We start from the raw sequence: 24601 nt of genomic DNA, 5'->3' as shown, positions 1-24601 counted from the left end.
TGTGGGGGCATTCATATTATCACGAGTGTTCCTTCATGTCGGCTAAATACCGAAGCAAGTGAGGGTGGAGAGCATGAACAAACTGAATAATCAGAAAATCATACGCAAAATGTACCCACAATATCTGTTGATCCCTGCATTCGTATTATATTTGGCCTTATTTTTGGCACCAAACCTAACAAGTTTTTTTTACGCATTCACTAATTGGAATGCTTACGGGAATGCGATTAAATTTATCGGTCTCGATAATTTCCGCGAGATTTTTAGTGGATCTTCCGGCAATGGCGGAGTTTTTATAAACACAATCATCTTTGCCGTATTTACTACAGTGCTAAAGATTGTATTCGGGCTCTTCCTGGCACTTTTACTAAATGAAGGCCTACGCACGAAAAATGTGCTTCGTGCCATATTCTATATGCCTATCACTCTATCAACAGTGTTACTAGGCATTACCTTCTCGGAAATCTTCAATCCAGATGGCCTGCTGAATAAAGTTCTTAAATCGATCGGACTTGAATTCTTGACTAATTCATGGTTGTCCGATCCACAACTAGCGATATGGTCAATTTCTTCGGTTGAAGTCTGGCGCGCCTCCGGTTTTGCTATGGCGATCTTCCTTGCTGCACTTCAAACCATTCCCAAAGAAATTCATGAGGCTGCCGAAATGGACGGTGCTGGATCCTATCATAAATTATTTAATATTACGTTACCTTATTTGTACCAGTCAATTGTTATCAATACGATTTTGGGTATGATTGCAGGTCTTAAAGTATTTGATCTGATTTATGTAATTTCGAATGGTGGTCCAGCCAGAAAATCGGAAGTATTGAATCTAACAATACTAAATGAATTTGGCAAAGGTAATTACGGATATTCCACCGCACTGGGGCTGCTTCTGTTTGTGTTCGTAACTGCAGTGTACTTCATAGTGAACGCAATATTCAAAAAATTTGAGGTGGATGTATCATGAGCAAACGCTACGCACCAAAATTTTTAATCGAAATTATGATGTGGGCACTAACACTCGTCATATTCTTGCCACTCTATTTTATACTCGTAAATTCGCTGAAAGACGGCATGGAGGTTAGTGCAATGTCGATCGGCCTACCTTCGGTTTTTCACTGGGAAAATTACCTTGAAGTATTCCGGACAGGCGACATAGGTCCAGCCTTTATGAATAGTCTCATCTTCAGCTTCGGCTCAATTATTATCTGTTCAGTATTATCTGCTATGGCCTCGTACATTATTGTAAGAAGAAAATCGCGCATTAACGCTATAATTTTCAATTTATTCCTAATCGGTTTGATTGCCCCGATGAATATGGTGACCACCTTCCAGTTCATGAAAGCACTACATTTCATTAATACTTATCATGGGTTGATCTTACTTTATGCGGCTTACTTCATGCCATTTACGATTTTTCTGTACAACGGCTTCATCCGAAACCTTCCGGTCGATTTAGATGAAGCAGCTACCATTGATGGCGCAGGTCCATTATATCGTTTCTTTGTAGTGATATTCCCACTCATAAAATCGGTGACGGTAACCGCACTAGTGATCAACTTTGTTAACTGCTGGAATGACTTCATGTTCCCATTATACTTTGTAACTCAAACCGATAAATGGGGGGTTGTACTCCTATTGTTTCAATTTACCGGAACCTTTTACGGACAAGACCAGCTTCTCTTTGCCAGCGCACTGGTCATTATGGTTCCTACTCTAATCGTTTATCTTTTCGGACAGAAATATATTATTTCCGGAATGACTGCTGGAGCCGTGAAAGGCTAGTTTCTTCCCGGCTCCTTGAATAGTCTTCTCTATATTAGTCCGTTTTGCTAAAGCGAAATTCTGAAGGTGTCTGACCGACTACTCCTTTAAATACCTTGCTGAAATAATGCTGATCGAAGTATCCCGTCATCTCGGCAACAATTCGTATATCGAGATCGGGGTGCTCGATCAATAACCGTTTAGCTTCAGACATTCGATAATTAGTCAGATACTTTACAGGACTCTCACTGGTATACTTCTTGAATATTTTGGTCAAATAAGCAGATGAAAAGTTCATTTGCTGCGCTATTTCCTCCAGAGAAATATCCTCCGAATAATGGTTTTTGAAATAATTTTTTATGGATTCAACCAGCTGCGAAGTTTTACCAACGCCTGATTCCTTATAGCAGTTCCTTTCAATCACTTTCCAAAGCCGCTCACAAACCTCTTCAAAAGTTAAAGATGTGCATACCATTTCAGCTATTTCATATTCAATATTTGAAAAATTTGTTGCCGACATTACAACTTGATTTCTTTGAATCATTTTCATAGTCTCTGCAAACATCACTTCTGCTTGTCTTTGTGGGATTGCTGCATTCTGGATAGCAACAAGGTGCTCTGTAATAAGATTATGAAGCGCTCGCGGATTATCCAACACTGACCTAATCTGCTGTACTGAAAGCGATGGAATTACGGATGGTGTTTGTCTTTGATCATCCGGAAAGAGCATAAATTGAGACTGACCAATGCAAACCCCCTGTTCCATCAGCATTCTTAAATCCTGTGACGCCTTCCAAAGTTGATCTTTCGCAATCATTTCTGCATGCATACATATTGATACTGTATAAGGAGCTAGTACATTAATCAGTATACGCCAAAGAGTTTCTCCTGTAGCAAGAATATCTTCTTTGTTTCCTATAGGATAAGCAATAATAAGGAACTTTTGATTCAGCATTTTCTCGTCGATAAGCCACCAATCCAAAATCGGAGTAGTTGTTCGGTTTATGAGCTCTTGCCAATTGATTCGGAGCCAGAGTGAGTTAAACGACGCAGAATGTTTTAACGAAGTGATATGGTCACATAAATTCCCAGCATTTATCAAGAACATTTGGAAAACAACATGTCCTAAATCATTAGGAAACAACGTATTGTCACTCTCTCCATGAAGCATAGAAGAAATTACCTGCCGCAACTGATTCGTGTTTGCAGACAAGACCTTGCTTCGGATCTGATTTAATGTACTAAGGAGCATTTCTGTATCCAGTGGTTTAAGTAAATAATCCAATACGTTCAAACGAATTGCTTGTCTTGCATATTCGAATTCATTATAACCACTGAGCACGACAATAGGTATTTCAGGCATAACAGCGCGGATATTCGTGATAAGCTCCATACCATCCATTACAGGCATCCGAATATCGGTAAAGACAACATCCGGATTTAGTCTTAATATCGCATCAAGAGCATCCTTACCATTAAATGAACTTGCGATTACTTTAAAATCAGGTGCTGCTTGCTCAATTTTGGTTATAATATGATTTTTAATAATCGGCTCATCTTCGGCTACAATGACAGTGATTTTTTTCCTTTGGCTCATCATTTACCTTCCTTCTGCTGCGTAAATCCTCCGATAGTGACTGCGGCCCCACCTTCACCGCTTTCAGAAATGTCAAAAATCATGTTTGTCTCATAAAACATCCTCAGTCTGATATATATGTTAAGCATCCCCATACCGTCCACGCTGATTTCTGGAATTCTCGTTCCACTATCAAACGATCTGAATTTCTCTTTCAGCAGTTCTAGCTTACCGGGATCAAAACCCGTCCCGTTGTCTGAGATGGTAACCATCCACCCTCCCGACAAAATCTTCCCTGTGATGCGGATCACCCAAGGCGGTTGACCACTTGCACCATGTTTTATCGCATTCTCGACAAGTGGCTGTATAACTAGTTTCGGAATTTTTATAGATTCCATTTCAGGGGGAACATTCACCTCACACCTCAGCATTTCTCCGTAGCGTTCTCCCATCAGTTGTACATAGTCTCGAGTATACTGTAGTTCTTCGACGAGACCCACAGAACTAAAGTTATTAGAAGATACATATCGGAGCATCCTAGACAGACCCTTACAAAACATCTGTGCTTCAATGTTCTTACCTTCTTCACACAAAATGCTGATTACAGATAAGGAATTATACAGAAAGTGAGGATTCATTTGTGCTTGAAGCGCGAGCAACCGGGACTCAACTTCATGAGACCTAGCAGAAACCGCCTCCTCTAGGGATTCTTTTAATCTACTACGCATTTCAATAAATGTACGGTTCAATTCCTCCAACTCATCTATGCTGCTAATTGGAATTGACTTTTTTGGTAGACCTAAAGTGTCAAAGTCCAACATTTTTATCGATTTGCTGATATGCTTCAATGGCCGAGTAAGACTTCGTGATACAAAAAAACTCATTGCCAACGCAACAGCAAGTGCAGAAATGCCTAATAAGATTATATTCATGTTAAAAGTAACAATTGGCTCCATCAGCGAACTTTCAGGCTCTTCGAGTAGCACTGTCCAACCAGAGAAACTTGATCTGGAGTATACGGCAAGGGTTCGGTCATAGTTTAGTTGATGCTGAATCTCGCTGCTCTCAAGTATATTAGCAGACAGATTCTGAGTTATAGCTTCATGAAAAAAATTAATTTTATCCAGCATCGCTGAATTAATTTCCTTATCCTTTGAGTAGGGATAGACCAGTTGTCCATTCTGATCAATTACATACACCTTTTTATGCTGTGTCTTTTCCAGATCGTTAGACATTACTGCTTTTTCAATGATTCTTGCAAACACCTCGTATTTCTGTTCCACTGTAATGATATTACTTGCTTTTCCACCGAAAACTTCGGCAAAAGCCATATTGACTGAGATAATACTTTGATCTGGCTCATCCTTGTCTTCACGTGGAGGAGAGATGCTCCTTTTACCATTCTGCATTAAGGTTTGAATTGCCCAATCTTGTTGAAGGAGTGTCTTTGCATCTCCATTAACCGCGTCAAATTCTTTACCGTATTGGAAAATGAATCCGTCATTTCGATACATATACAATTTATAAAAATTAGGAATGGGTCCATTTATACTCAATACAGCACTCGCTAATTTATTTCTCACATTGTAAAGAATTGTTGGATCACTTGTATCTTGAAAAAAGGGGGCCCTTACAGGTTCAGAAGCGACAATTTTCAGTGCAGTACTGTACAAATTCTTCAATTCCAAGTTGACAGTGTCAAGGATGTTAGCCGAGATTTGATTCATGGACTGCACCGACTGCTTACGCAAAACGCTTTCCATATATAGACTGAATGCAATTAAAAAGACAGCGATTAGAATGGTAATTAGTGCAGAGTAGCGGATAAATATTTTTGCGTTAACCGATTTAATTCTCATGGATGTAATATGCCGTCTCAGCTGTTGTCTTAAAACCGACTTGTCCAACACCTGAAGCTATAGTTATTCCAGTTTTCACTTCAGTTACAGTGACACCACCACCGGTATAAACAATGCAATTGCCGTCAGTATCCGCTTGTATAATCGCTTTTACTAGTCGACCTTTCTTCCATTTAATATCCACAGTAAACCCTCCTCGGGCACGTAAGCCTTTAACTTCACCATCTTTCCATATATCCGGTAAAGCAGGGAGCAACCTCAGAACATGATGATGAGATTGCAACAGCATTTCAAGGACACCTGCGGTATAACCGAAATTCCCGTCAATCTGAAAAGGAGGATGCGCATCCATTAAATTGGGGTAAAGTCCTCCACGATGATAGTTTAAATCCTGCCCACTAACCGAATGGAACAAATTACGGAATAGGGAGTAAATCTTATTACCATCTCCAAAACGTGCCCACAAATTTATTTTCCAAGCCAGACTCCAACCTGTCCCCTCATCTCCCCGAATATCAAGAGAACGTCTAGCAGCTTCAAAGAAAGTCTTCATTGTATCCTCCATTAGCCATTCGCCAGGATAGATCCCATAAAGATGGGACACATGTCGATGATTTACATCCTCATCTTTGAAATCAACGCTCCATTCTTGTAATCTCCCCTCGGCACCGATAGAAAGCGCCCATAAATTGTCTAGAGTTTGCTGTATTTCTACACGTAAGTTATCTTGAATATTAAGTATCTCCATTGCTTTCAAGCAATTAATAAACAAATCCTGAATTAACATTCGATCCATTGTTGAAGCGCTACTAACATCGCACAACGTACCGTCCTCAAGACGGAAACGATGCTCTGGAGACGTGGAAGGAGAAGTCACCAATTGTCCTGTATCATCTGCAACCAACCAATCTAAAAGAAACAATGCAGCTTCTTTCATAATTGGAAACGCATTCTCTCTTAAGAATTCATAGTCTAATCCAAATTCATAGTGCTCCCAGAGATGCCGGCAGAGCCACACTCCTCCCATGGGCCATAGCGCCCACACTGGATTTCCATGTCCATAATCTCCTACAGGTGCAGTCTGACACCAGAGATCAGCATTGTGATGTGCAGTCCATCCTTTTGCACCATAGTGCACCTGAGCTGTTTTAGCACCATTATGAGCCAAGTTTCCTATAAACTCAAATAAAGGCTCATGACAATCAGAAAGATTCCCTGCTTCTGCTAGCCAGTAGTTCATTTGTGCATTGATATTCAGAGTCCAATTGCTACTCCACGGTGGCCGTACGTCGTTATTCCAAATGCCTTGAAGGTTTGCCGGCTGCGAACCAGGTCTGGAACTAGCAATGAGCAAATATCGCCCATAATGAAACAAAAGTTCAAGCATACCGAGATCTTCAGCACCATTTTTCTTCAATCTCTCGTCAATTGGTATTTGCGATTCTTTGTTTTTTTCACCAAGTGTTAAATTTACTCGATTAAATAATGCTTGATGATCCATGATGTGTCGTTCCCTTAATTTTTCAAAAGGCATTTCCGAAAGTGGTGACAACAATTTACTTACCCGCTTTGAAACTTCTAGCACATCAGTACCTGGCATTTGATTAAATCCTTTAAAACTTGTTAAAGCATTAAATACCAAAGTAACAGAATTAGCATCAGAGACTTTCAAAGTTCCGTTTTCAACTCTAGCGGATCCTCCTTCATTAAATACTCGCAGCAAAGCAGCAAATCGCATAGCCAAACTATTCTCAAGATCACCATACAACACTGGTTCTACTCGATCATAATAGCTAGGGTCTACATGTTCCGGAGCAAGTCCTGTAAGAATAATGGAATCCTGTACTGCCGTGACGGTATGACGTAACTTGCTCCGTAAGTTTGCAGAAAATGTAATCATACTCTTTTTACCTGCCGCCAATCGGATTATGATGGCTTGGTCCGGGTAAGATGCAAACACTTCACGAGAATAAAGTATACCACCTATAGTATACGAGGTAGTGCAGACACCCGTTTGCAGATTCAATGTTCTAGAATAATCTTTAGCCACATCTCCATGCTCAAACTGAAGGTACAAATCGCCTAATGGAAGATATGATTGGTTATAAGGCCCCAGCATCTGTTTAGACAATTCTGATGCTTCTTGATACTCATTACGGGAGATTTGCTCTCTTACTTTCAATAATACTTCGAAAGCCTTATCATTATTAGAATCTTTTGGGTATCCTGACCACAGGGTATCTTCATTCAGTTGTATGTGTTCTTGCTCAATACCACCAAATACCATACCTCCAAGCCTTCCGTTACCAACAGGTAATGCTTCAGTCCATTCCATGGCGGGTTTGATGTATTTCATTAACAAAATAATACACTCCCTTTTTATTGTTTGCGCTTCCAAAAAGAAATATTTATATCCCACTCCTAAATATAGCAATGTGAAATCAACTTTTGAATAGATTATAACAAACTGCTAACGTAGAAATTTTTAACTCATCTAAATAAAATAGCTATAACCATCCAATCATAATGATTTGAAGGTTGATTACTTTTGGGATTATAAAGCACTTCGATTTTCTCCATCAGTTTAAAGAATCTCCCGTCTTCCTTAATTAGGGATGAAACTCTATTGCTTAAGTTACCCACGTGTTACTCACACACGGTCAAGATGACCATGCTTGATCTGATCAAGAAATGGATCACAAATTTATGTAAGCGACCGGATAGAAGTATGATGGAACAGCTGATTTTGTAACTGAAAATCCGCACACTAGCAACATTGTTCCCCGTATGATTCATAACATCCTATTTATACAAGACAAACAATTAGATAATATTATCATTCAAGTTTAGCTAATGAATGATAATTATTTACTGGTGATGTTTTTTCTTGGATGTTGAAACAAGAAGTATTCTTCAGAAAAGGTTTGTCAATTTCGCTCTCTCCCTTACACCTTCTATAAGTAATGGGAGTTTGAACTCTGCAGCAAGTTTCAGCTTGTCCAATTCTACATTTGAAAAGGGGGAGGTTTAGCTAATGCAATGAGTTGGTTTTTGTTGATTTCAACAAAAAATATAAATAATAAAAAGGTTATTAAGCCCTTTGTAGATTCAACTATTCTCCCCTTCAGTTTAAGAGGAAGGGTATATTTAACACTCACTTATAGATTCCCATTTACTTGCTTACAAACTCAGGTTCTTCAAAACAAAAAAGCCGCTAATTTAGCGACTTAAACAAAGAAAGTTACTTTTTCAATTGCATAATTTCCTGTTCAGTTAATCCAGTTGCCTTGGCGATCGTGGATATATCTAAATTCAAATCCAACATATTTTTTGCCACTTCAGTGATACCCGCTTTTCGAGCTCCTTCGAGCATTGATGCTTCATCATGCAAATATTTCTGACGCGCTTCATACAAGCGACGGGCTTCGGAATCCTGGCTCAAAAATTGCAAGGTATCCATGGCCTTCTCTAATCCTGGTTCATTCATCTTCAGCACCTCCCAATGTGTAGTATCCACACCTTTCAGAAACAACAACCAGTTCTCAAGACCACCTTGTGACGGAATAACGTCATCTAACTTAGGTAATTCCAGAAAATGTATCTCGATATCGTCAATTAGGGTTAAACCTGTTCGGTCTTCTCGAAGATGAAAAATACTATGGTAATCATCATTGGCTAAAAAGGCATAGTTCAGGATATTAATGGTGACGCATTTTTTCAACTCCTGATACTTCTCTCCCTCATGAAGTTGACTGGAATAGCGTTTACTCCAATAAAATAACGTTCTTTTCTCAATATCGTACTTATTAAATAGCTGCATTTCAATATCAATCAGTTTTCCCTCTGAAGTTTTAGCATAAACATCAAAGATGGATTGCTTATCGAGCGGGTCATCTTTGTCCGTGTAAGGATTCATGAGGATGATCTCTGTAAGTGGTGGATCTCCTGCTTCAGTAAGGACTCGATTCAGAAATGCGAGTAATACGTCTTTATTATTTTCACTGCCAAAGATACGTTTGAAGACAAAATCCACTCTCGGATCAAGCAATTCCATAACAGCAACTCCATTCTATATACACTTCCATTATACCAAAAATCAAAGCGTTCAAAGCAAATTTCATTCAGACATCAACCTATTTATGCCTAGCCAGCATAAGGGTTGTTTCGCCAATTGCGTTCAAGGGAACATTTACGGTTGCCATAGCTCTTTTCTTCTGTTCATCATTAACGTGCGTATAAATCATAGTTGTTTCAATCGAAGAATGCCCCATAAGTTCCTTCACAACGCGTATATCTACATCATTTTTCAGTAACATGGTGGCAAAAGAGTGCCTTAATTTATGGCATGAAAGTTTCATATCACTAACATTCGGATTGCCTTTCTTGAATGCTTCAAATGTGAGATTGACGATTTTCTGTATCTGCCTAATGGATAGTCTGCGTCCTTTTTGAGATACAAAGAATGCTTCTTCCTGAAGTCTGTAAGGAGAAATCCTCTCCTTTTCTACCTCCAGTAGATAGTTCAGTAATACGTCTGGTACAGGTATCTCATTCCACTTTCGACCTTTCCCAAACACTTCAATCGTTCCTCTAGTTTTTTTCAAATCCTTTAGATTCAACCTGTGAACTTCCCCTACTCGCAGTCCACAATAGGCCATAAGTAAAAATATCGCAATATTCCTGTTCTTATAGCGTCCCTCAATATATTTAAGGCTCTCGGATAGATCCTCTTCCTCCAGGTAGATGGGTTTCTTATTTTTTTCAGTTTTAGACTTTTTCACTTCAGCAGCCGGATTTTTTGATGCAAGTTCAAAATCAATCAGAGCCATATAGAATGTTCGAATGGCAGAAAGAGATCGATTACGTGTTTTATCACCAACAGAACCCTGCTTGTCACTTAGAAACTCCATGATGTGCAATTTCCCTGCATCTTGGGGTAACGATCCATTTAACGAGTCTAAAAAGATCATACTTTCTCTCATATACTCTTTCTGAGTTGATGCCGTATATCCGGATTGTTTTAGATAAATTCGAAAAGCCCGAATTTGTTCGCTATACAAATCCTCGAGTTCATATCGGTTACGCATTTCGCTCACTCCGGTCTCGTATAAACACTAATTTAGATAAGAATTTTCGGTGATCAACTTCCAAAAAATCAGCACATCTATTTAATTGAATTAATTGAAATAACAGGTTATTTTCACAAGAAAAATTCGTGTATAATGAGTCGGATTCATACATTAAAATCGATTAAAAATTAAAGTGCGTCAAATTCATGTTTAGCGCTATTATATAAAGTACAATACAGACAAACTTAAAAATTTCCATTGAATATTAAGTACCGATAACATTAGTCAACTGCTTTTTTGGTTCTTACACTATAGTTTCCCGTTAGTTGAAAACTCAGTATGTATTTTTATCGTTCTTTGCTAAATCAATGGCCACTGCAATTTTGATTTGATAAATTTTACTGAGTCCCTTCAAGTAAGACTTAATTGGATAAACGTCAACTATTGGCTCAATTGCTTCATCATAACGATCCAATTCTATCTTAATCACTGTGTCAGTATCAATAAGAAAGCTTATTATATCCTCACTCTGGTCTGGTGTCCAAAATAAAATATGAGCTGTATTCATTGTAGGAAAAGTTGTTCTAATAATATCTAGAAATCTGCGCATAGAAGGGTCATTGAATAAATAGTATTTTGAGCTTTTAAGTTCTCCTCGATACGCATGCTCCGTAAGAGACCCTCTAAGTTTCATCTTTTTTTCTCCCTTGGCTTCAATATGACTTTCGTTTTCCTGTAATTTCATTGTTCAGATTCCCATATTGCATAGCGAGAAATGGCATGAATTACATCATCCCAAGAAGTTTTTTGACAATTTCCTATAATTGTTTTTATACGATACTCTACTTTTGAAATACTATAATCACTTGTTATTAAGTATCCTCGTCCTAGTTCAATTTCATCTGAATTTTCTAGTGCTTTCAATAACCACTTAGGGCTGACAATATAGAATCTAAATACCTCAGATCCTTTACTTCCGACTTCACCTATAAAGGCATCTATACAAACGTAAAATTCCTCAAGATCAACCCATTCTTCTGACATTACATGTGTGAACTTTAACTCTGGAACTATCAAATTTCCACCTTCCTTTTAATTAGATTCTATCATACTCCTCTAAAACTAACCTGCCCGTTAGTTTAATGAATTGAAGGACAAGATGACGATTAGATACACGCCTAATCGGTAATAGGAACATGTTCTTGTCCAATACGGTAATCGGTACAAGTTCTTGTCCTTGGCTTGGGACAAGAACTTGTACCGATAAAATAATAAAGCCGCTAAAATAGCGACTTCAATGGGAATATGTTCTTGTCCCTCGACATTTGTATATGGTCTTCTGTTCTTCTCTTTTTAATCAACTGGAAGCATCTCCATCATGATACAATCCTAATCCGAAATGACACCAAGTTCTTGTCCTCAGCTTGGGACAAGAACTTGGTTCCTTAAAACAGAAAAAGCCGCTATCATAGCGACTTTGAATGGAACAATGTTCTTGCCCCGCGACATTTATTTTTCAGATTCATTAAATGAAAAGCTGACTCCTACAGGAATCGGCTTTTTACAGTTATATGTGCTAATAGATACAAGTCGGTCAGTTTACAAATTCAAGGCTTCATTTTTTTCACAAGAGGCTACTTCATTCTCTACTTGGGCATATACATCATCTATGACTTGCAGAAGACCCCTGATCTGTTCATTCCTCAAGGAATAGTAAATGTACTTCCCTTCCTGTCTACTTACAATAATGCCGCAGCCTTTTAAACAAGCGAGATGCTGCGAAATGTTGGATTGGTTTCCTCCGAGTTCTTCTACAATTTGTGAAACTGTTTTTTCTTCCTGATGTATGGAGTCCAAGATCAGTAACCTCGTTTTGTCACTGAATCCTCTCATAAATTTGGCTTTTACTTCGCAACCGGTCGTATTCAAACTATATCCCCCCAAGCCTTACGCTTATGATGCTAACTTTAATTTAGCATTTTGACATAGAAGATTCAATTAACCCCTTGTCTCATCTCAATGACCTTAACCTTCTTAACCTTTCATGCGCAACAATCTCATGCTGTTCAAAATGACCAGCAACGCCGCACCTGTGTCACTCATTACGGCAGCCCATAAGGTTAACCAGCCAGGGAAGATGAATGATAAAGCCACAACTTTAACCAACAATGAAAACCAAATGTTCTGCTTAATGATTCGAAGGGCTTTGCGACTAAGTTTCATCGTATGAGGGAGTTTATCCAGATTATCAGCCATCAGGACAATATCTGCCGTTTCCATGGCCGTATCCGTGCCCGCTCCGCCCATGGCGATGCCTAAATTGGCTGTAGCCAGTGCGGGAGCATCATTAATCCCGTCTCCTACCATAGCGACGAGTTTGCCTTCTTGTTGAAGTTGTTCTACTGCGGATACCTTATCTTCGGGAAGCAAATCAGCAAAATAACGATCAAGACCCGCTTCTTTAGCAATTTTACATGCCGTACCCTCGTTGTCTCCCGTAAGCATGACGACTTGCTCAATGCCCGACTGTTTCAGTGCTTGCATCGTGGTGACTGTGGTGTGTCGAATGGAATCAGACACGGCAATCATGCCAAGAAGTTCCGATGTCGTGCCCACCAAAATCAAGGTGTTTCCTTCTTGTTGAAGCTGGGAAGCCTGGTCTTCCAGATGCTCCATGGATACACTCATGTCTTGGAATAGCTTCGGATTACCTGCGAAATATTCGATGCCTTGAATGGTTGCATGTGCCCCTTTACCCACGAGTGCACCATATCGTTCACCTTGAAGTGCGGATAATTCCTGCTGTTTGGCGTGCTCCACGATGGCAGATGCGATAGGATGTTGTGAGTGCTCTTCAATCGTTAAAGCAATGCGGAGTAAATCTTCTTCCGAAACCCCGTGTTGCGTATATACCGCAGATACTTTAGGTTTGCCCTCAGTCAATGTTCCCGTTTTGTCAAAGGCAATGGCCTTGATCGAACCAGCAACCTCCAGGAATGTTCCTCCCTTGATCAACACACCATTTTTGGCTGCATTCCCGATTGCGGACACGATGGCGACCGGAGTAGAGATGACAAGCGCACAAGGACAGGCGACGACCAACAGCTCCAGCCCACGGTAGAACCAATCCCCCCATGTGCCCCATCCAAACAGAGGAGGAATCAACATCATGAGCAGTGCGATAGCAAACATGATGGGGGTATAAATTTTAGCAAAACGGTCGACGAAGGCTTGAGAAGGTGCTTTCTTCTCTTGGGCTTCCTCTACTAAGTGAATGATTCTCGCAATCGTCGTATCTTCCACCAGTTTGGTGACCTTGACATCAAGAGAACCACTCTCATTTACCGTACCTGCATACACAACATGACCTGGTTCCTTATCAACCGGTACAGATTCGCCGGTAATGGGAGACTGATTGACTGCTGAGTGACCACGTGTTACTTCGCCATCCAACGGTATCTTTTCACCAGGTTTGATGACGATGACATCCCCAATCTGAATGTCTTCCACGGACGTGCGTACCAGCTGTTGCCCTTGCTTGATCCATGCTTCGGGAGGAGCCAGATTCATGAGGCCTCGAATGGATTTTCTTGTTTTTTCAATCGCTCTATTTTGAAGGGTGTTTCCTAATGAGAATAAGAAAACAACCGTGGTACCTTCAAACCATTCGCCAATCAGTGCGGCGCCTAAAGCGGCCACGGTCATCAGAACGTTCATATCCAGTGAAGCGCTGCGTACGGCATAATAGGCACTTCGGGCAGGTTTATAGCCCCCAATAATGATAGCCGCAGCATAAAGCAATGTAATAATCCATTCGGATACATGGCTATACGATCCTACAAATCCCATTAACAAAAATATACCGGAGTATAATGTTGCAGGTATGGGCTTCTTTAGGTTCTCTTCCACCGCTTCAGATGAATTGTGTTTACTGCTAGACAACAAAGCTTTGAAGCCCGCTTTGGATACCTCTTCTTTCACTTGATCATTCGTTAAATCATGATCGATCCGCATCTTCCCCGTGGAGAAGTTAACGTTAACTTCCCGGACTTCGGGAAACTTAAGCATATGTTTTTCCAAGGTTATTGCACAAGCCCCACAATCCATGCCATCAATGACGTAGGTCTGACCGGTTTGCCTCGAAGCGATGGGTTCAATGGTATACCCCAATTTTTTGACTTGGGATTCAATCTGATCTCCAATGGTTGGATCAGAGATAGTAACACTCATCTTGGCCGTGCTGAAATTCACTTGTACCTCTTCTGTACCTTCCATGCGGGCGATGCTTTTTTGAATCGTTTCCGCACAAGAAGAACAGTCCATACCCTGCACCCAATATTGGAACGTCTGACCTGGATTGGCTTTCGGATTGGACACGGATGTAATGGGAACGGATGATGTAGTGCTGGGACAACAAGAGTCTGCTTTACTATTTTCTTCCCCTGCGCTGCAGCAGTTTGGTTCGTCCGTGTCCGTGCAGCAATCATCTTTTTTCACTGGTTTTGAAGTCATCGTGAACTGAATTTGTTGCTTAAACTGTGTACTTGGCTTCACACTAGTTTCGACGGAATCGTTACAGGAAGGGCTTGAAACACAACTATCTTGCTGATCCTTCTGCGCTGTCCCCAATTCCTTTTCTGATAAAGTGCATCCACCTGTTTCAGAACAGCAGAAATCCTGATGTTTACCTTCAGACATATCAATCACTCCGATTCTTTACTCGAATTCGTATACGGAAAAGTATTGCAATATATATTAGTATTTATTAATATGTTAGTCATATTAGCATTCACTAATGTAAAGGTCAATGCTGAAATCCAGCATTAACCTCATTCTTGTTTGCGAATATACGTCTTCACCGAATTCGAACATGCATTTTAGATAACTCGGTTATAGGGAGAGGATTATAATGAAACCTTACGATGTCATTGTTATTGGTGCGGGACAGGCTGGTCTTGCCGCAGCATATTTTTTGAAGAATCGAAAACTTCGATTTTTATTAATTGACAAATCTAATCGGATAGGAGAATCATGGAGACAACGCTATGATAGTTTAACGTTGTTTACACCAAGATCCTACAGTTCACTACCAGGCTTGCCGCTAGAAGGCGATCCGAACGGATACGCAACTAAGGATGAAATTTCGACTTACTATGCTACTACCTTTACGTTACCAATTCAGCTATCTACCGAAGTGGTTTCACTTGAATCAGCCGAGCAAAGTTTCGATGTGTATACAACCAAGGGAATGTTAAAAGCAACTAATGTCATTGTAGCCACAGGCCCGTTTCAATCACCTTACATACCTTTAGCTACTGATCAACTGTATAAAAGCGTACTTCAGGTTCATACTTCGGCGTACGCTCATCCCAAACAATTGAACAAAGGAACTGTTATCGTTGTTGGTGCCGGAAACTCAGGAGCACAAATTGCGGTGGAATTGGCCAAGGAGCGGGACATTTTTTTATCTGTTGGTCGTCCATTACACTTCATGCCTTTGCAAGTCATGGGAACGAGCATTTTTTCTTGGTTCAGAAAATTGGGGATCATGAATGTCAGTGCCGAAAGCAAATTGGGCAAGTTTATTCAAAAGAAATCGGACCCTATTTTTGGTAAAGACCTAAAAAAGATGATCCGCAATAAAAAAATTAAACTTGTGCCACGGGCAGTTCAAGTGAAGGATCGACATGTGCAGTTCGAAGATGGCAGCAAATTGCAGATTGATAATGTGATATGGGCTACCGGTTTTCGTACAGACTACACCTAGATCAAAGAAAAAACGCTATTCAATGAAAAAGGCGGTGTCCAGCATCAAAGAGGCGTAAGTGATGTTCAAGGGTTGTTTTTTCTAGGAATGCCGTGGCAGTCATCCAGAGGCTCGGCTCTGATTGGAGGTGTTGGCGCAGATGCAGAATATATTGTGAGCCAACTAAAATAAACAAAAGCCTCGCCCTAAGTTTGTAACCGGGTCATTATTGGGCCGGATTATAAGTGCTACTTTACATTCTTCGAATAATCCTCATTGCACATCAAATACTTGAGTTTCGCTTTCAGACCAATTTCGCCATAAATGTATGAACAATTACTGAATTATTAAAATTTGATCTATTGTAATTACAATAATTACACTACAATATGTAGTACATAACTATATAAATTTTTATATATTTTCAGATTGATTTTTTACATTGAATAGATAGGCCGAACTCAGTCACCAGATATTAAGGGGGGTTAAAAAAGTGATCTTAACAATAATAAGTATAATTATGATTGTATTATTCACTGGATACATTGGTTTCGTTACCTTCAAACGAAAAGAGAAACTTGCAGGTATGGCTGGAATGATGATTGCTATGACCGTTGGTATGATATCTAGTCTTGCCCTCGGTTTTCAATTTGGCATAGTGTTTCAATATAGTTTAGAAGTCCCTTCAATAATTGCCATTTTGTTTGGTTTGGGAGTGGGATACTTTATCGGAAAACCTGTAAGTTTAATGGCTGCTTTGGATGGAATGCTTGCAGGAATCATGGGTGGATTGATGGGTGCAATGCTTGGGGCCATGGTGAGTTTTTCTTATATCATGGTGTTGTTTATTGATATCCTTTTTATTTTTATTTTGAGCGTTGTTCTCCAATTGGCCAATCAAGAAACGGACCAAACTCATGAAACCAAGAAAAATGGAATTGGTTTACCATTTATTTCAGGTATACTTATGGTTGGTTTTGGAACCCTTTCGATCGGGATACTACTGTTTTTTCAGTTATACGATAACCAAACCACTGCAATTCAACCACAAAACTTACAATCAAGTGATCAAAGTATCGTTCAAGAAAATACAGGATATCAAATTGTTTCAATTGATGTAACATCTAAAGGCTTCAGTCATGAAAATATAGTGATAAAAGCAGGTGTTCCAACAAAAATAAATTTCATAAAACACTCAGGTTATACTTGTATACGGAGCATTGAATCTACCGATTTAGGATTAGATGTGTATCTCGAAAAGGGAGATAACTTCGTGACTTTAAATGATTTGAAACCTGGAAAATATCAATTCAATTGCGGTATGTACATGTATTATGGAACGATCACCGTTACGTAACACATTCTATTAATGAAATGAATTACCTTCAAACCCACACAAGCTGCTATCCGTCTGACTCACCTGGCTTGTAAGACCTAGAGTTTCTAGTGAAATTATACCCTATCAATTCAACTATCCTGCCCGTTAGTTGAACAAAAGCAGCCAATCATACATATGAACTGCTCCCCAATTGTTGGACAACTTAACAATCGGAGGTGCAGTTCAAAGGATTGGGCTGCCTTAACATTATAAGGGGTTCGTGCTGTTACATCCCGAACGCTTCCTTCACCGTTTCCACCAAAAACGTGAGGTCCTCCTCTGTTGAGGAGAGTGGCGGAGCAATAATCAGGACATTGCTGAAGCCCGGGATGGTGTCTCCGTTTCTTCCGATGATAACCCCTTTTTGCTTGCAAGCTGCAATAATTGAGCCAACAAAGGCATCGGATGCAGGGACTTTCGTTTCTTTATCTTCAACGAGTTCAATACCGTACAGGAAACCTACTCCACGAACATCGCCTACTCGGGCGTGAGCAACAAGTGTATGCAATTCGCTTAATATTTCATGGCTCTGATATTCGACTTTGGCAACAATATTCTCCCGTTCTATGATCTCTATGTTTTTGAGTGCTACCGCACAGGAAGCCGGGTGTCCACCATAGGTGGAGACGTGCCGGAACTGATTGTTATGCCCGGAGCCTTTGAAGCACTCGTAGATTTCCGCTTTCACCGCCGTTGCTCCAAGCGGCAAATACCCGCTTGTCAGCCCTTTTGCCATCGTGATGATGTCTGGCTGAACGCCCTCGTAATGCATAAAGCCGAACATTTTGCCCGTGCGACCATAACCCGAAACCACTTCATCCATAATGAGCAGTACATCGTATTTCTCACAAATCTCGGCGACACGTTGCAAATAACCGTCAGATGGAATAATAACCCCGCCACCAGAAATGAAAGGTTCCATGATGACACCTGCGACGCTATCTGCTCCCTCCCAGACGATCATTTCCTCCAGCATATTTGCAGCGATGATATCCGCCTCCGGTGTATCCCCGAATGGCGACCGGTAACGATACGGAGGCTGTACATGCAGGAATCCTGGCGCAGGAGGGTCGTACCGATGCCGACGATTGGCTTGAGCGGTTGCACTTAATGCCCCTAACGTATTGCCATGGTAAGCCCGATATCTGGAGATGAATTTATATTTCCCGGGATTGCCGTTTTGCGCATGGTATTGACGTGCAATTTTGAACGCGGTCTCATTCGCCTCTGATCCACTGTTGGAGAAAAAGGTTTTATAATCTCCCCCACCCAACAATTCACTGATTTTTGCCGCAAGCTCGATGGCAGGCTCGTGACTTATGGTTAAGGGCGAATAGGACAATTTCATCATTTGCGCTGCTGCGGCATCGGCGATTTCCTTGCGTCCATGCCCAAGATTTAAGCACCATAATCCCGAGACTCCATCGAAATAGCGATTGCCGTCTATATCCGTGAACCAGGAGCCTTCGCCGGATGCCGCAATGACAGGATTGGCTCCCTCTATGTCTTTATAGAGTGCATGCCATAAATGCTGCTGATCTTTCTCAATCAATGTACGTGTCTCTTCTTTTGTTTTCAAGTCATTTCCTCCCCCGGAATGAATTAAGATACTGCTATGACTTCTTTCGTGATCATCGTCTCAAGAGGCGTAAATGACAAATTCATGGCTTGTGCTACAGCATGGAATGTAACCTCGCCCTTAAACGTATTAACCCCTTTGGCTACCGCCGGATTGTTCAACACGGCTTGTTCAAATCCCTGATTCGCAATAAACAGCCCGTATTGACTTGTTGCATTCGTCAAAGCATAGGTCGCAGTTCTTGCGACAGCTCCAGGCATGTTGGCCACAGAATAATGAATTACACCATGCTTCACGTAAGTAGGCTGATCGTGGGTGGTTGTATGGTCAACCGTTTCAATGGACCCTCCCTGATCAATGGCAACATCGACCACTACAGAGCCGGGCTCCATCTCCTTGATCATGCTTTCAGTGACAAGTTGCGGTGCTCTGGCACCCGGAATCAGTACTGCACCGATCAGCAGATCCGCTTTCTTTACTTCCTCAGCAATGTGGAACCGATCCGATATAACGGTTTGCACACGCCCTTCGAACAGATCGTCGAGCTGTCTGAGCCGCTCCGGATTGACGTCGAGAATCGTCACGTTAGCGCCCAGTCCAACCGCCATTTTTGCTGCGTTTGTTCCAACCACGCCGCCGCCAATAATGACCACATTGGCTGGTTTCACTCCAGGAACACCACTAATGAGTACACCCTTTCCACCTTGGAATTTCTCAAGGGAATGCACGCCCACTTGAACAGACATTCTGCCGGCCACTTCACTCATCGGTGTCAATAGTGGCAAAGAGCCATTGCCAAGCTGAATGGTTTCATAAGCGATAGCTGTTACTTTTTTTTCCATAAGTTTATGAGTCAATTCCGGTTCAGCCGCAAGATGCAAGTACGTAAATAATATCAAGTTTTCACGAAAATAAATGAATTCCTCCTGTTGAGGCTCTTTCACCTTCATAACCATCTCCGCTGACCAGGCTTCCTGGGCTGTAGAAACAATTGTCGCACCAGCCTGAATATATGCGTCATTGCTAATGCCGCTGCCCAACCCCGCACCATCTTCAATCTGTACCTCATGTCCCGCATTCACAAACGACAAAACGCCTGCCGGGGTAATTGCTACCCGGTTTTCATTGTTTTTGATTTCTTTGGGTACGCCTATAATCATGTCTCACACACTCCCGATTCGATTGGTATTAATACAATAACAGAATGCCTGTAATAAAAATGATGGAATGCACGACGATCAAAAATGATGTCTCCGATATTTTTTCATTCAGCCACTTGCCTGCAAAACCCCCTGCATAAATAAACGGAATAAACAGCAGCACCAGCAGCAGATTTTGAATGGACAGTGTTCCAAGAACCAAATAAGATACAATTTTGATGGAATCCATAACAGCCAGCAGCATCGCAATGTTTGCCGTAAACTGTTTCTTCGAGAAGGATGAATCATGCAGAAATAATACGATCAGGGGCAGTCCGCCCGAGTTTGCGGCTGCGCCGACAAATCCGGATGCGAGTGCGCCCAGCTGATAAAGTACAGTTTTTTTTGTGCTTTTTTCTTGGAGAGGAGAATTATCTGCCAGATCAGCAGTAGCTTCCCGATTTTTTGCACGATCTTTCCTTTTACGGCTTGCAATGAGCATGACGCCCATCATGATTGCACTAATACCAATGGCTGGTTTCAGAATATGGTCATCTACGTAGGCCAGGATGATACTTCCGAAGAGAGTACCTGTTAGAGCCATCGGCAGCATTCTGGCAATTAGCCCCCACTGAATTGATGCGCGGTGCACTCTTGCACCTGTAAAATTGCTAAACCACAAAATCGGAGCTAACAGTGTTGTCGCGGTGGCAGAAGAAACGAATAACGTAAGTATTGGATTTAATATCATGCCAGCTCCAAAACCAAAGCCTACTTTGGCAAGACCGCTAAGTACCGCGAAGAGAATGAGAATTCCCGCTAAACCTACGCCCATTTCTCCTCATCTCCTTATACGTTCCTTCAAATCAAGTACGTACATAGACGGTTTTCCATTCCGTAAAGAACTTGATGGCATGGCTTCCCTGTTCACGGAATCCGCCAATACCTGTTGCTTTGATCCCACCGAATGGCATATGTGGTTCGCTATACGTTGAAGGCATATTAATATGCACCAGCCCAGATTCAATCTCATCTGCATACTTCATGGCTGTGGCAATATCTTTCGTATAGATCGTCGATGATAATCCATATTCAATGGCATTGGACTGCTTCAGGCATTCATCAAAATCGGAGAATTGGATCAGCGCCAATACAGGTCCAAAGATTTCTTCATTTGCGATCGTCATCTCCTGTGTCACATGATCAAAAAGCTTGGGTTTGATGAAAAAGCCGCCTTGCGCCCATTGATCTTCCGGCTCATCCTCACCGTATATGAGAGCTGCGCCTTCTGATATTGCTTTCTCAACATACGACCGAATCGTATCATATTGCCGTTGATCCACTACAGGGCCAATGATCGATGCTTCTTCTGTCGGCAGACCCAGGGTGACCTGATTCAACGTTGAAAGCATGTGATCACGGAACGTTTCATAAATGGAGTCATGAACAAAAATACGACTGGTCGCTGTGCAGCGCTGTCCTGCGTCCAATAAACCACCAGATACAATATCCTGACAAGCCTGTTCGATATCCGCATCCGGCATAATGATAAATGGATTTTTGCCTCCCATCTCTGCCTGAAAACGAATGCCTCTCGGCGCTAATACCTGATGAATCGTTTGCCCTGTCTTCGTCGAGCCCGTAAACGTCACCGCCTTGATCTGTTCATGGGATGCAAAGGTTTCACTAACGAGAGGACCATCAGCAATTAGCATGGTGACTACATTTTCCGGCAATCCTGCTTCTTCCAGCAAAGACATGAATTTTTGGGAAATCATCAGCGACTGCGGTGCAGGCTTCCACACAATGCTATTGCCCGCAACCAATGCCGGAGCCATTTTCCAGATCGGAATCGCCAGCGGTACATTCCATGGTGTGATGACACCAACGGTCCCCAGAGACTGTTGTTTCGTATAAGCGAACACACCGGCTTGTCTGGAAGGGATGGTTTCCCCGGTCATGCGGTAGCCTTCTCCCGCGAAGAAACGAAGAAACGAAACGCTGCGATGAATCTCAGCGATGCCATCCCGCAGACATTTTCCCACTTCTGTGGTGACGAGCAGTCCCCAATCTTCTGCCCGGTCCTCAAGCAACTGAGCTATTTTTAGCAACAGCTCCCCTCGTACGGGTGCAGGTACTTTACACCAACTTTTTTGAGCTGCTGTAGCTGCTGAAATGGATTCCTCAATGTCGACCTTGCTCATCATTGGAAATTCGGCTAACACTTGCTTGGTGGATGGATTAATGGAAACCAGTTTTTCCTGTTGTATGAATGTACTTGTCATGTCATCTCTCCCACTTGTAAGGATGTATTTACAACTGCTTGATAAACTCATCATAAGATATACTGAATTGTTTTAGTTTAATTACGTCAGATTTTCTAACATGTTTTTTTTAGGTGTACAAAAAAAGTGAAGAGCATCTGCGCTCCTCACTTTTTTCACTAAAAATGGATTGGTCCGATGGGCATTAATTCCTCATGCATCGTTCCAGCCTGGTTTTTACCTACTTGCTCAATGGTAAAGCGGAACCTTGAACCTAAATACAAGGCTTTATACTTCTCAATCGGCATATTTCTCTCATTATGCGCTACACCATTCCACAAAATCATTGGCGTTCCTGTATCCACTTGCAAAAGCTCAGCCTCTTCAGCTAATGCTCCAACAGCCTGAAAGGATTGAGACGAGCCCATGGCTACATGCCCTTTACGCTGTAATAAATCATATAAAGGAACTCCCTCCAAATCCTCCTCCAGCAATTCCGGATACAGATGACAAGGGATAAACGAAGTTCGAATAGCCAGTGGTTCATCATTGGCCAGTCTAAGACGCACAATTTTGAACACATTGCTGCCTGGAGCGATTGCGAGCTCCTCCGCAAGTTTGTCAGATGCTTGAATTATTTGACCATGAATCAGCTTGGCCTGATCCGTCAGACCGCTTGCACGCATCCCCTCGGCAAATGTCGTAAATACATTTGCATTTCCAGTAATAATTGGTGAAGAAACGAACGTGCCCAAACCTCTCTTCTTGATCAGATAACCTTCCTGAACAAGTTCTCCAATGGCTTGCCGCACGGTGGGCCGACTAATGCCATGCTGCTGAGCCAAATCCATTTCGGAAGGAATTTTCTCCCCTTTTAACAGAATTTCATTGTCGATCTGCTGCAAAATCCATTCCTTCAATTGCGTATAATAAGGGAGTTTACTTTTATTATTGATCAATATTCACTTACTCCTTTCGCCAGCTCTGGAATGATCAAGCGTTTCCTACTGGATTGCAGACCCAGGAAAGCCAGGAAAATAAGGATACCAAATGCACTTAATAACCAGACGGCACCATCATATGATCCCTTAAACAGATCAATAATCAGTCCCATTCCTACAGGTGCTGCAAATCCCGCGATCTGTGCGCCGATATTAACCAATCCAACAGCAGATCCACTTGTCTCTTCGGGTAATCGCTTAATGGGAAGGCTATAGATGATGACCGACAGGAAGGCAGAGAATACAGGCATAATCGATTGATATATGATGACTCCTGTGATCGATGCAGCGTGAAACATTAAATATACGGTTACGGCAAGTGCAACACCGCTAAAGGCACCAAACCACTTCTCCTGTCCACTTTTCACTTTATCCATAACTGCTCCGGCAATCAGGAAGAAGAGGATACCTGAAACGGCCGGAATCATTTGCAGAATGCCGAGTGAAGATAGACTTAAGCCGCGTTCATTCACCAGATACGTTGGCATCCAGGAGGATGTGCCCCAGCTGATAAAGCCGTAGCCGAAAGACGCGATCATCAGGCTCCAAATCATTGGTGTTCTTAATAAAATCTTGATATTGCCTTTGGCCTGGGGTGCACCATGTTTTGGGTAATCGCCATTGTTCGTGACTTGCTGTTTCAAGACGCTTGGTTTTAAGAAAATCCAATATAATAAGGCAATGCACAGACCACATATCCCGATAATTAAAAACATGGTCCGCCAGCCAAATTGCACAAGCATCGTAGTTGTGAGAATCGGTGCAATTACACCGGCTACGGTTAGTGCGGAAAGGAAAACAGACATGGCACGAGAACGTTTATTTTCATCAATACTGGTGGAAATCAATTTGGAACCTGCCGGGAAGAAACTGCCTTCTGCCATGCCAAAAAGAAAACGGATAACTAAGAGTGAAGCAAAGGACCAGGCTATAGCTGTTAAACCCGTAAATAACGAAAAACCGATGATGGAAATGAACAGAATAACTTTTTCTCCAAATCGGTCCGAAAGCCAACCACCAGGAATTTGCATGAGCGCATATCCCAAGAAAAAGACACTTAACATCAAACCACTCGCTGAAGCACTCAGCTGGAATTCATTCGAAATTTGCACAACCCCGAAGTTGATGACAAACCGATCAAATGCAGAAAACAAATTTCCAATAAACAGAAGAAAAATGATCATTTTGGTATGTTTCAACGCTCCAGCTCTGCTCACTACATG

Annotated in this window: 20 protein-coding genes and 1 pseudogene; 6 read left to right on the top strand and 15 right to left on the bottom strand. The window is 41.5% G+C overall.

Going from position 1 to position 24601, the window contains the following annotated elements:
• Window positions 1–73 precede the first annotated feature (73 nt).
• Both MH144_RS03520 and MH144_RS03515 read left to right on the top strand, forming a co-directional pair.
• Window positions 74–970 (top strand): carbohydrate ABC transporter permease, encoded by an 897-nt coding sequence (locus tag MH144_RS03520; RefSeq protein WP_239297687.1) that lies wholly within the window; start codon window positions 74–76, stop codon window positions 968–970.
• Window positions 967–1788 (top strand): carbohydrate ABC transporter permease, encoded by an 822-nt coding sequence (locus MH144_RS03515; protein WP_239297686.1) that lies wholly within the window; start codon window positions 967–969, stop codon window positions 1786–1788. Before MH144_RS03520 ends, MH144_RS03515 begins: the two co-directional genes overlap by 4 nt.
• Before the next feature lie 34 nt (window positions 1789–1822).
• Here the strand turns inward: MH144_RS03515 and MH144_RS03510 are convergent, their stop codons facing one another.
• Genes MH144_RS03510 through MH144_RS03500 form a run of 3 tightly spaced genes read right to left on the bottom strand, consistent with a single transcriptional unit; the run spans window position 1823 to window position 7558 of the window.
• Window positions 1823–3364, bottom strand: coding sequence for a response regulator transcription factor (locus tag MH144_RS03510; RefSeq protein ID WP_239297685.1), 1542 nt, complete (start codon window positions 3362–3364; stop codon window positions 1823–1825).
• The gene (locus MH144_RS03505; protein WP_239297684.1) at window positions 3364–5202 is read right to left on the bottom strand and encodes a cache domain-containing sensor histidine kinase; all 1839 of its coding nucleotides are present in this window, start codon (window positions 5200–5202) and stop codon (window positions 3364–3366) included. Before MH144_RS03505 ends, MH144_RS03510 begins: the two co-directional genes overlap by 1 nt.
• Window positions 5192–7558, bottom strand: coding sequence for a glycoside hydrolase family 95 protein (locus tag MH144_RS03500; protein WP_239297683.1), 2367 nt, complete (start codon window positions 7556–7558; stop codon window positions 5192–5194). The genes MH144_RS03505 and MH144_RS03500 overlap by 11 nt, the downstream gene beginning before the upstream one ends.
• A 683-nt stretch (window positions 7559–8241) precedes the next feature.
• On the opposite strand from MH144_RS03500, the gene MH144_RS03495 reads away from it, so the two are divergent.
• Complete coding sequence (locus tag MH144_RS03495; protein WP_239297682.1) at window positions 8242–8433, top strand: hypothetical protein; 192 nt, start codon at window positions 8242–8244, stop codon at window positions 8431–8433.
• A gap of 10 nt (window positions 8434–8443) precedes the next feature.
• On the opposite strand, the gene MH144_RS03490 is transcribed toward MH144_RS03495, so the two are convergent.
• From MH144_RS03490 to MH144_RS03465, 6 genes are all read right to left on the bottom strand, one after another.
• Entirely contained in the window at window positions 8444–9256 is an 813-nt protein-coding gene (locus tag MH144_RS03490) for an Rpn family recombination-promoting nuclease/putative transposase (RefSeq protein WP_239297681.1), read from the bottom strand.
• Window positions 9257–9335: 79 nt separating this feature from the next.
• Window positions 9336–10289, bottom strand: coding sequence for a tyrosine-type recombinase/integrase (locus MH144_RS03485; protein ID WP_239297680.1), 954 nt, complete (start codon window positions 10287–10289; stop codon window positions 9336–9338).
• A 316-nt stretch (window positions 10290–10605) separates the two neighbouring features.
• Entirely contained in the window at window positions 10606–11016 is a 411-nt protein-coding gene (locus tag MH144_RS03480; RefSeq protein WP_239297679.1) for a hypothetical protein, read from the bottom strand.
• A complete protein-coding gene (locus MH144_RS03475) occupies window positions 11013–11315 on the bottom strand; it encodes an Imm8 family immunity protein (RefSeq protein ID WP_239297678.1) in 303 nt (100 codons plus the stop codon). The genes MH144_RS03480 and MH144_RS03475 overlap by 4 nt, the downstream gene beginning before the upstream one ends.
• Window positions 11316–11870: 555 nt before the next feature.
• Window positions 11871–12164, bottom strand: coding sequence for an ArsR/SmtB family transcription factor (locus tag MH144_RS03470; RefSeq protein WP_239299244.1), 294 nt, complete (start codon window positions 12162–12164; stop codon window positions 11871–11873).
• A gap of 141 nt (window positions 12165–12305) precedes the next feature.
• A complete protein-coding gene (locus MH144_RS03465) occupies window positions 12306–14648 on the bottom strand; it encodes a heavy metal translocating P-type ATPase (RefSeq protein ID WP_343226006.1) in 2343 nt (780 codons plus the stop codon).
• Between MH144_RS03465 and MH144_RS30940 the strand changes: the two genes are divergently transcribed.
• From MH144_RS30940 to MH144_RS03450, 3 genes and pseudogenes are all read left to right on the top strand, one after another.
• The gene (locus tag MH144_RS30940) at window positions 14641–14793 is read left to right on the top strand and encodes a hypothetical protein (RefSeq protein ID WP_239297677.1); all 153 of its coding nucleotides are present in this window, start codon (window positions 14641–14643) and stop codon (window positions 14791–14793) included. The genes MH144_RS03465 and MH144_RS30940 overlap by 8 nt on opposite strands.
• Window positions 14794–15180: 387 nt before the next feature.
• Window positions 15181–16209 (top strand): annotated as a pseudogene (locus MH144_RS03455) (flavin-containing monooxygenase).
• A 328-nt stretch (window positions 16210–16537) separates the two neighbouring features.
• Entirely contained in the window at window positions 16538–17374 is an 837-nt protein-coding gene (locus MH144_RS03450) for a cupredoxin domain-containing protein (protein ID WP_239297676.1), read from the top strand.
• Between the two features lie 247 nt (window positions 17375–17621).
• Here MH144_RS03450 and MH144_RS03445 read toward each other — a convergent pair whose 3' ends face one another.
• From MH144_RS03445 to MH144_RS03420, 6 genes are all read right to left on the bottom strand, one after another.
• Window positions 17622–18974, bottom strand: a complete 1353-nt coding sequence (locus MH144_RS03445; RefSeq protein WP_239297675.1) for an aminotransferase — start codon at window positions 18972–18974, stop codon at window positions 17622–17624.
• A 23-nt stretch (window positions 18975–18997) separates the two neighbouring features.
• A complete protein-coding gene (gene ald / locus MH144_RS03440; protein ID WP_239297674.1) occupies window positions 18998–20134 on the bottom strand; it encodes an alanine dehydrogenase in 1137 nt (378 codons plus the stop codon).
• A 28-nt stretch (window positions 20135–20162) separates the two neighbouring features.
• Window positions 20163–20948, bottom strand: a complete 786-nt coding sequence (locus MH144_RS03435; protein WP_239297673.1) for a sulfite exporter TauE/SafE family protein — start codon at window positions 20946–20948, stop codon at window positions 20163–20165.
• A gap of 31 nt (window positions 20949–20979) precedes the next feature.
• Window positions 20980–22398: an aldehyde dehydrogenase family protein gene (locus MH144_RS03430; RefSeq protein ID WP_239297672.1), complete on the bottom strand. Its 1419-nt coding sequence runs from the start codon at window positions 22396–22398 to the stop codon at window positions 20980–20982.
• Between the two features lie 158 nt (window positions 22399–22556).
• The gene (locus MH144_RS03425; protein ID WP_239297671.1) at window positions 22557–23336 is read right to left on the bottom strand and encodes a GntR family transcriptional regulator; all 780 of its coding nucleotides are present in this window, start codon (window positions 23334–23336) and stop codon (window positions 22557–22559) included.
• Window positions 23333–24595 (bottom strand): MFS transporter, encoded by a 1263-nt coding sequence (locus tag MH144_RS03420; protein WP_239297670.1) that lies wholly within the window; start codon window positions 24593–24595, stop codon window positions 23333–23335. Before MH144_RS03420 ends, MH144_RS03425 begins: the two co-directional genes overlap by 4 nt.
• Between the last annotated feature and the right edge of the window lie 6 nt (window positions 24596–24601).

Source organism: Paenibacillus sp. ACRRY (assembly GCF_022346995.1).
Taxonomy (GTDB): domain Bacteria; phylum Bacillota; class Bacilli; order Paenibacillales; family Paenibacillaceae; genus Paenibacillus.
The sequence above is the reverse complement of the archived record's forward strand: the minus strand, read 5'-3'. Positions and strand labels throughout refer to the sequence as shown.

What these genes read in the sequence shown, in the direction of transcription:
- MH144_RS03470 (WP_239299244.1), bottom strand. Translation starts at nt 12,164, where the DNA reads ATGAGAGGATTCAGTGACAAAACGAGGTTACTGATCTTGGACTCCATA.
- MH144_RS03515 (WP_239297686.1), top strand. Translation starts at nt 967, where the DNA reads ATGAGCAAACGCTACGCACCAAAATTTTTAATCGAAATTATGATGTGG.
- MH144_RS03435 (WP_239297673.1), bottom strand. Translation starts at nt 20,948, where the DNA reads ATGGGCGTAGGTTTAGCGGGAATTCTCATTCTCTTCGCGGTACTTAGC.
- MH144_RS03510 (WP_239297685.1), bottom strand. Translation starts at nt 3,364, where the DNA reads ATGAGCCAAAGGAAAAAAATCACTGTCATTGTAGCCGAAGATGAGCCG.
- MH144_RS03480 (WP_239297679.1), bottom strand. Translation starts at nt 11,016, where the DNA reads ATGAAATTACAGGAAAACGAAAGTCATATTGAAGCCAAGGGAGAAAAA.
- ald (WP_239297674.1), bottom strand. Translation starts at nt 20,134, where the DNA reads ATGATTATAGGCGTACCCAAAGAAATCAAAAACAATGAAAACCGGGTA.
- MH144_RS03495 (WP_239297682.1), top strand. Translation starts at nt 8,242, where the DNA reads ATGAGTTGGTTTTTGTTGATTTCAACAAAAAATATAAATAATAAAAAG.
- MH144_RS03485 (WP_239297680.1), bottom strand. Translation starts at nt 10,289, where the DNA reads ATGCGTAACCGATATGAACTCGAGGATTTGTATAGCGAACAAATTCGG.
- MH144_RS03430 (WP_239297672.1), bottom strand. Translation starts at nt 22,398, where the DNA reads ATGACAAGTACATTCATACAACAGGAAAAACTGGTTTCCATTAATCCA.
- MH144_RS03520 (WP_239297687.1), top strand. Translation starts at nt 74, where the DNA reads ATGAACAAACTGAATAATCAGAAAATCATACGCAAAATGTACCCACAA.
- MH144_RS03450 (WP_239297676.1), top strand. Translation starts at nt 16,538, where the DNA reads ATGATTGTATTATTCACTGGATACATTGGTTTCGTTACCTTCAAACGA.
- MH144_RS03475 (WP_239297678.1), bottom strand. Translation starts at nt 11,315, where the DNA reads ATGTCAGAAGAATGGGTTGATCTTGAGGAATTTTACGTTTGTATAGAT.
- MH144_RS03505 (WP_239297684.1), bottom strand. Translation starts at nt 5,202, where the DNA reads ATGAGAATTAAATCGGTTAACGCAAAAATATTTATCCGCTACTCTGCA.
- MH144_RS03490 (WP_239297681.1), bottom strand. Translation starts at nt 9,256, where the DNA reads ATGGAATTGCTTGATCCGAGAGTGGATTTTGTCTTCAAACGTATCTTT.
- MH144_RS03500 (WP_239297683.1), bottom strand. Translation starts at nt 7,558, where the DNA reads ATGAAATACATCAAACCCGCCATGGAATGGACTGAAGCATTACCTGTT.